The 6,533-nt window shown below is 58.8% G+C and carries 9 protein-coding genes; 6 read left to right on the top strand and 3 right to left on the bottom strand.

From position 1 onward, the window contains the following. Window positions 1–48 precede the first annotated feature (48 nt). The gene (locus EJA70_RS25955; protein WP_158834539.1) at window positions 49–546 is read left to right on the top strand and encodes a GyrI-like domain-containing protein; all 498 of its coding nucleotides are present in this window, start codon (window positions 49–51) and stop codon (window positions 544–546) included. Between the two features lie 309 nt (window positions 547–855). Then, window positions 856–1,344: a GNAT family N-acetyltransferase gene (locus EJA70_RS25960; protein ID WP_158834541.1), complete on the top strand. Its 489-nt coding sequence runs from the start codon at window positions 856–858 to the stop codon at window positions 1,342–1,344. Window positions 1,345–1,480: 136 nt separating this feature from the next. Here EJA70_RS25960 and EJA70_RS25965 read toward each other — a convergent pair whose 3' ends face one another. Both EJA70_RS25965 and EJA70_RS25970 read right to left on the bottom strand, forming a co-directional pair. After that, window positions 1,481–2,086 carry a pyridoxamine 5'-phosphate oxidase family protein gene (locus tag EJA70_RS25965; RefSeq protein WP_158834543.1) on the bottom strand — a complete coding sequence of 202 codons (606 nt, stop codon included), beginning with the start codon at window positions 2,084–2,086 and terminating at the stop codon, window positions 1,481–1,483. Window positions 2,087–2,104: 18 nt separating this feature from the next. Continuing rightward, entirely contained in the window at window positions 2,105–2,590 is a 486-nt protein-coding gene (locus EJA70_RS25970; RefSeq protein ID WP_016984185.1) for a GNAT family N-acetyltransferase, read from the bottom strand. Between the two features lie 141 nt (window positions 2,591–2,731). Between EJA70_RS25970 and EJA70_RS25975 the strand changes: the two genes are divergently transcribed. The 3 genes from EJA70_RS25975 to EJA70_RS25985 are packed head-to-tail and all read left to right on the top strand — an operon-like array spanning window position 2,732 to window position 4,776. After that, complete coding sequence (locus EJA70_RS25975; RefSeq protein WP_158834545.1) at window positions 2,732–3,157, top strand: nuclear transport factor 2 family protein; 426 nt, start codon at window positions 2,732–2,734, stop codon at window positions 3,155–3,157. 40 nt (window positions 3,158–3,197) lie between these two features. After that, the gene (locus EJA70_RS25980; RefSeq protein WP_008081988.1) at window positions 3,198–3,542 is read left to right on the top strand and encodes a YciI family protein; all 345 of its coding nucleotides are present in this window, start codon (window positions 3,198–3,200) and stop codon (window positions 3,540–3,542) included. Beyond that, complete coding sequence (locus tag EJA70_RS25985) at window positions 3,535–4,776, top strand: RNA polymerase sigma factor (protein ID WP_158834547.1); 1,242 nt, start codon at window positions 3,535–3,537, stop codon at window positions 4,774–4,776. The genes EJA70_RS25980 and EJA70_RS25985 overlap by 8 nt, the downstream gene beginning before the upstream one ends. A gap of 297 nt (window positions 4,777–5,073) precedes the next feature. Here EJA70_RS25985 and EJA70_RS25990 read toward each other — a convergent pair whose 3' ends face one another. After that, window positions 5,074–5,928 (bottom strand): LysR family transcriptional regulator, encoded by an 855-nt coding sequence (locus tag EJA70_RS25990; RefSeq protein WP_129395161.1) that lies wholly within the window; start codon window positions 5,926–5,928, stop codon window positions 5,074–5,076. An 88-nt stretch (window positions 5,929–6,016) separates the two neighbouring features. Here EJA70_RS25990 and EJA70_RS25995 point away from each other — a divergent pair, with 88 nt between their 5' ends. Beyond that, window positions 6,017–6,454, top strand: coding sequence for a multidrug/biocide efflux PACE transporter (locus tag EJA70_RS25995; protein WP_158834549.1), 438 nt, complete (start codon window positions 6,017–6,019; stop codon window positions 6,452–6,454). Window positions 6,455–6,533 lie beyond the last annotated feature (79 nt).

Raw genomic sequence — 6,533 nt, forward strand, 5'->3', positions numbered from 1 at the left:
CTTTCTATACTCCCAGCCGAACCCCTTTTTTGTGCCAGGAGTCGAGTCATGGATGAGCAAACACGCGTCGAAGTGGCTGAACCTCGCTTCGAACATGGACACTTCCTGCTGATTGCAGGTTTTCGTGGTCGATTTACCCAAGACAGCGCAAAGGACATCCCGGCGCTGTGGGAAAAGTTCTTGCCGCACCTGGGGAAGATACCGGGGCAAAAAAACGAAGTGACCTACGGCGTCTGCAGTAACTTCGACGGCAAGGGTGGCTTCGATTACATCGCCGGGGTGGAAATCAGCAAGCTCGATGATCTCGACCAGAAGGTCTACCAGTGGGTCGAAGTGCTGCCACGCCAGTACGCGGTGTTTGAACACCAGGGGCCGCTCGATCAGTTGCCGCAAACTCTGCAATACATCTACAAAACCTGGTTGCCGACCTCCCACTACGTGGAGCTCAACGCCCCGGAACTGGAGCGTTACAGCGCCGATTTCAATCCGCGGCTGCACACCGGCAAACTGGAAATCTGTGTACCGGTCGATTCCAAAAAAGCCTGAACAGACAACCATGAGGCGGATCATTGATCCGCCTCATACGATCAACGCTGTTTACGCCGTGTGCGCAGCAGGTCGATCGCCAGTGTGATGAACCCGAACGTACTGATGCCCAACACCATCAACAGACCAATCTCAACGCTGCTCATAAGTTGCCCCCCAAGGGTGATCAGATACACACCTGAGAAATAGCCCGCCCCGAGCCCGAAGAAAAGCGCTTATACGCAAGCTTTACGCCGCCCGCACGGATCGATATGCCGCACTTATTCCTTTATGCTTTCGGCACTTTCTTCTGCTGATTTTCGAGCTGCCATGAACACCCTCATCCGCAACGTCACCGCCGCCGACCTGGATCGCTGCTACGCCATCGAAACCGTTGCCTACGAAGGCGACGAAGCGGCCACCCGCGAGAAGATCGCCACGCGTATTGCCACCTGGCCAGAAGGTTTTATCGTCGCTGAAGTGGACGGAGTGGTCGCCGGTTTTGTCAATTCCGGCGCGGCGTTTGACGTGCAGATGTCGGACGAGGCATTCAAGGAACTGATCGGCCATGACCCGAAAGGCCCGAACGTGGTGATCATGTCGGTGGTGGTACACCCGGATTATCAGGGGCAGGGTTTGGCCAAGCGCTTGATGGGCGAGTTCATCGAGCGTATGCGCGGGATGGATAAAGCGACGATTCATTTGATGTGCAAGGAGAAGCACATTCCGCTGTACGCCGGCTTTGGCTTCGCCTACATCAAACCGTCGGAGTCCGATCACGGCGGCATGGCGTGGCACGAGATGATCCTCACCCTCTGACTCAACCCCGATCCTGATCGTTCCCACGCTCTGCGTGGGAATGCCTCCTGTGACGCTCTGCGTCACGACTTTGGGACGCAGAGCGTCCCCGGCTGCATTCCCACGCAGAGCGTGGGAATGATCATTTACGGGGGTATCAGTAGAGGGTGTCGGTGACCCGTTTCGGCGCTTCGCGGTCGTAGGTCTCGGCATCGAACTCGCCGTCATTCAGGCGTTTGTGGAAGGCGCCGGCACTTGGCAAAGTCGAGCGTGGCAGGTGCGTTTCAGGATTCCACGCATCCGAGCGGACAAAGGCTTTCGAGCAATGAAAAAACGCCGCTTCCACCGTCACCAGCAACACGGTTTTCGCCGGTTTGCCATTCACCGCAAAACTCTCCAGCAGCGCCGGCTCAGCGCTGATCACCGCCGTGCCATTGACCCGCAACGTCTCGCCAATCCCCGGAATGATGAACAGCAGCGACACCCGCGAATCCTCCAGGACATTACGCAAGGTATCGATGCGGTTGTTGCCCGGGCGGTCCGGCAGGGCCAGGGTGTTTTGATCAATGATCCGCACAAACCCCGGCGCATCCCCGCGTGGCGAATTATCCAGGCCATCGGCGCCCACCGAGCTGACGATCACCAGCGGCGAAACCCTCACCATCGCCTGATAATCCTCGTTGAGAAAACCGATCTGCTTGCGCACCGCGCGGTCGTGGGGCAGTCCGTAAATCGCTTCCAGCGCTTCGATTGAGTCAATCATCCTTGCACCCCCGATAACTTAGAAAAACAGCCCCATGCGCCGTTCGTAACCGATCCGGCCCTTGTACGCCTCGCCGCTGTCGACGTAGCCGTGCTTGGCATACAGCGCGATCGCCGCGTCGTTATCGGCATCCACCGACAACTCCAACCCTTTGATCTCCGGCCAGGCCTGACGCGCAACCTCGGGCAGCGCTTGCAGACATGCCTTGCCGTATCCCTTGCCTTGCGCGCGTCGATCGACCTGCAATGCATGCAACGTGGCGCTGTGTTCATCGGCCCAGGCTGGCAACACCGGCGGGCGCTTGAGCAGCAGAAACGCCACCGGCACGTCATCCGCCAACAAGGCAAAACCTTTCACGCCCGGGCCGGGTTTCGACAGCAGGGTGTGCAAAGCGCCGTGGATATCGCCGGAGAACTTGATCTGCTCGGCATGGATTTCAATCGCCTCGACTTGTTCACGCTGCAAGGCGTTGAGACTGTCGTACGGCACGAGTTGGGCTGACACGGGAATTTCCTTTTTCCTACAAAGACGAGCCTCGGATTCTAGCGATTTTGTCTTCGATGGAAATTTTTTGTTTCGTCTGTCGATCTGCCGATCCACCAAGCGACTAAGGGTGTCTTCACAACAAAAACCACGGAGAACACCATGAGCGCACAAGCTGAAATCCAGACCCTGATCAATACCTACCGCGAAGCCGTCATGACCAAGGACGTGGAGAAAGTCATGGCGTTGTACGCCGACGACATCGTCTCGTTCGACGCAATCAAGGCCCTGCAATTCAAGGGCAAACCGGCCTATCGTGCGCACTGGGTGGCATGCATGGAAATGTGCCCCGGCCCGCACATTTTCGAGTTCCACGAAATTGCCATCGAAAGCGCTGACAACATCGCCTTCGCCCATTGGGTGGCCAACTGCGGTGGCACCAATGACAAAGGCGAAACCCAGAGCTGCTGGATGCGCGTCACTGCGTGCTATCGGCAGGTCGGCGGGGCCTGGAAAATCGCCCATGAACACTGGTCGGCCCCGTTCGATCCGATGAGCGGCGCGACCCTGTTTGATGTGACTCCCTGATCTTCAGCCATAGTTGAACCGTCCGCTTCAGGAGAACGCCATGAAGTATTTATGCCTGGTCTATAGCGATGAGCGCCTGCTGCATTCATCGCCCGACAGCCCGGAAGACGCCGAATGCTGGGCCTACGCCGAGTCGATTCAGGGCAGCGGGCGAATGGTCGCCGCCGAGGCGCTGGAGTCGGTGCAGACCGCCACCACGGTGCGTATGCGCAACGGCAAACTGTCGATCACCGATGGCCCGTTCGCTGAAACCAAGGAGCAACTGGCCGGTTTCTACCTGATCGACGCCAAGGATCTCAACGAAGCCATTCAGGTCGCCGGCAACATTCCGGCGGCGCGGGTCGGCAGCGTTGAAGTGCGCCCGGTGCGGCAGTTGAATGTCTGAGGTTCGGGCGCGGGTCGAGCAGGTCTATCGCGAAGACTCGCGGCGGATTCTGGCGACGCTGATTCGCCTGCTCGGTGATTTCGACCTCGCCGAAGAAGCCTTGCACGAGGCGTTCTTCGTCGCGGTCGAACGCTGGCAGCGCGACGGCGTGCCGGACAATCCGCGCACCTGGCTGGTCTCGACCGGGCGTTTCAAGGCGATTGATGTGTTGCGCCGCCGTGCCCGCTTCAAAGCTTCGCAGCCAATGTTATTGGCGCAACTGGAAGAACTCGAACAGGCCGACTGGAGTGGCGAAGACGTGGAAGACGATCGTCTGCGACTGATCTTCACCTGTTGCCACCCGGCGCTGGCGGCGGATGCGCAAGTGCCGCTGACCTTGCGCGAAGTCTGCGACCTGACCACCGAGGAAATCGCTCGTGCGTTTCTCTCCGCGCCAGCGGCGATAGCGCAACGTATCGTGAGGGCGAAAGCCAAGATCCGTGACGCGAAAATCCCTTATCAGGTACCGAGCCTGAGCGAATTGCCCGAGCGCCTCGACAGCGTCTTGCGGGTGATTTATCTGGTGTTCAACGAAGGCTATTCGGCGTCGGTCGGGGCGGAGCTGACCCGCGAGGATCTGACCCGCGAGGCGATCAGATTGGGGCGGTTGTTGATAGAGCTGCTGCCGGAACCGGAAGTGATGGGGCTGCTGGCGATGATGTTGCTGCACGAATCGCGACGGGCGGCGCGCACCTCGCCGAGTGGTGAACTGGTGCTGCTGGATGATCAGGATCGCTCGCGCTGGGATGCCGGGTTGATTGCTGAAGGCTGTGCGCTGGTCGAGCGCGCGCTGACCACGCGGCGGTTTGGGCCGTATTGTTTGCAAGCGGCGATTGCGGCGGTGCATGCCGAGGCGCCGTCAGCGGCAGAAACCGACTGGGAACAGATCGTCGGTTTGTATGACGTGCTGTTGCGCGCGGTGCCTTCGCCGGTGATCGAGTTGAACCGTGCCGTGGCGGTGGCCAAGCGCGATGGGGCGTTGGCGGGGTTGAATCTGATTGAAGGAATTTTGGCGCGGGGCGAGTTGCAGGATTACCACTTGGCGCATTCGGCGCGGGCGGAGTTTTGTCGGCAGTTGGGTCGGGTGGAGGAGGCGAGGGCTGCGTATGTTCGGGCCTTGGAATTGACACGGCAAGAGCCGGAGCGGCGGTTTATTGAAGGACGGCTTTCGGCGCTGGAATTGCCCTCACCCTAGCCCTCTCCCAGGGGGAGAGGGGACTGATTGGGGGATATTGGAGAGTTTCACCGACTTGCAGGATCGTTATTGAATCCATAGGCCGGTGTTGATCGAATCGGCTTGATAAGGGTGTCTGGGCTGACGCCATCGCTGGCAAGCCAGCTCCCACAGTGTCCGCGTCGTACACAAAATCAATGAACACCTCGGTATTTGTGGGGGCAGGCAAGCCAGCTCCCACAGTGTCCGCGTCGTACACAAAATCTATGAACACCTCGGTACCTGTGGGAGCTGGCTTGCCAGCGATTGGCGTCGCCGCTATTCCAACATCTTGCTCAACAACCAGCTCCCCGCCGGCCCCGGCGGATACAGCCGCGACCACAAGGCATCAACAAACACCGGTTTTGGCCAGCCACGCACTTTCAGTTCAACCAACAAATCATTGCCAAAGCGCTGCGCCAGCCAACGCGGTAACGGCGCCCAGCCAAAGCCTTTTTCGGCCATTTCCAGCAGCATCAGATAACTCGGCGCCGACCACACCCGGCCTTTGCCGCGACTGTCATAAGGATTGACGATGGTCGCCAGGCGCAACTCCCGATGCTGTTCCAGGATGTGCTGATCAACGTGCTCAAGCTTGGCCAGCGCATGGTCGCGATTGACGAACAAGGCGATTTCCGTGCGCTCGGCCACCGTCGACGTCACCAGATCCGGCGGGTAGTTCTCCTGCATTTCGGCGAAGGCCAGATGCGCGCGGCCGCGTTGCACCAGTTCGATCAGGTCTTCACATTCGGCAATCAAACACTCCAGTTCCAGATCCGGATAGCGCTGTTCGAAACCTGCCAACGCCGCTTCGAATCGGTACGACTGATAGGTATCGGAAATCGCCACCGTCAGCTTCGGCTCGACGCCTTGCGACAGTTGCCGCGCCGTCATTTCCAATCGACTGCTGGCCGCCAGAATCGCTTCGGCGCGTTGCAGCATCACATGACCCGCCGGGGTCAGCGTCGGTTTGCGGCTGCTGCGATCGAACAGCACCAGGTCCAGATCAATCTCCATGCTTGCCACCGCCGCGCTGATGGTCGACTGGCTACGTCCCAATTTGCGCGCCGCCGCGGAGAACGAACCTTGCGTGGCCGCCTGGACAAATGCCAACAGCACTTCTTGCGAGATCATCAACTATCGCCCTGATCGATGGTTATTGATTATGAAGTATCGGTTTGAGAATAGATCATGGCAACCATCTTCACTAAGGAGTCAGACCATGACTACCAATAAGTCCATCACTGAACGTATTTTCCAGGCCGTTGGTTTCGAACTGCTGGCCATTCTGATCTGCACGCCGTTGCTGGCGTGGTTAATGAAAAAGCCGATGCTTGAAATGGGCGCTGTGACAGTGTTGATCGCGCTGCTGGCGCTGGGCTGGAACGTGGTGTTCAACCGTTACTTCGATCGCATGCTGGAACGCATGAACGTCGCGCACAACGCCTGGGTGCGGGTGGTGCACGCGCTGCTGTTCGAGGGTGGTTTGATCGTAATGGGCGTGCCGCTGATTGCCTGGTGGCTGTCGGTCAGCCTGTGGCAGGCGTTTTTGCTCGACATCGGCGTGCTGCTGTTCTTCCTGCCCTACACCTATGTTTATCACTGGGGCTACGATGTGCTTCGTGAACGCTTCATGACCCGCAACGTCTGCCAGAACTAACCCCCCTGTAGGAGCTGCCGCAGGCTGCGATCTGTTGATCTTGCCGTTAAAAATCAAGATCAAAAGATCGCAGCCTGCG

It is taken from the genome of Pseudomonas sp. PB103 (genome assembly GCF_009764635.1).
Taxonomy (GTDB): domain Bacteria; phylum Pseudomonadota; class Gammaproteobacteria; order Pseudomonadales; family Pseudomonadaceae; genus Aquipseudomonas.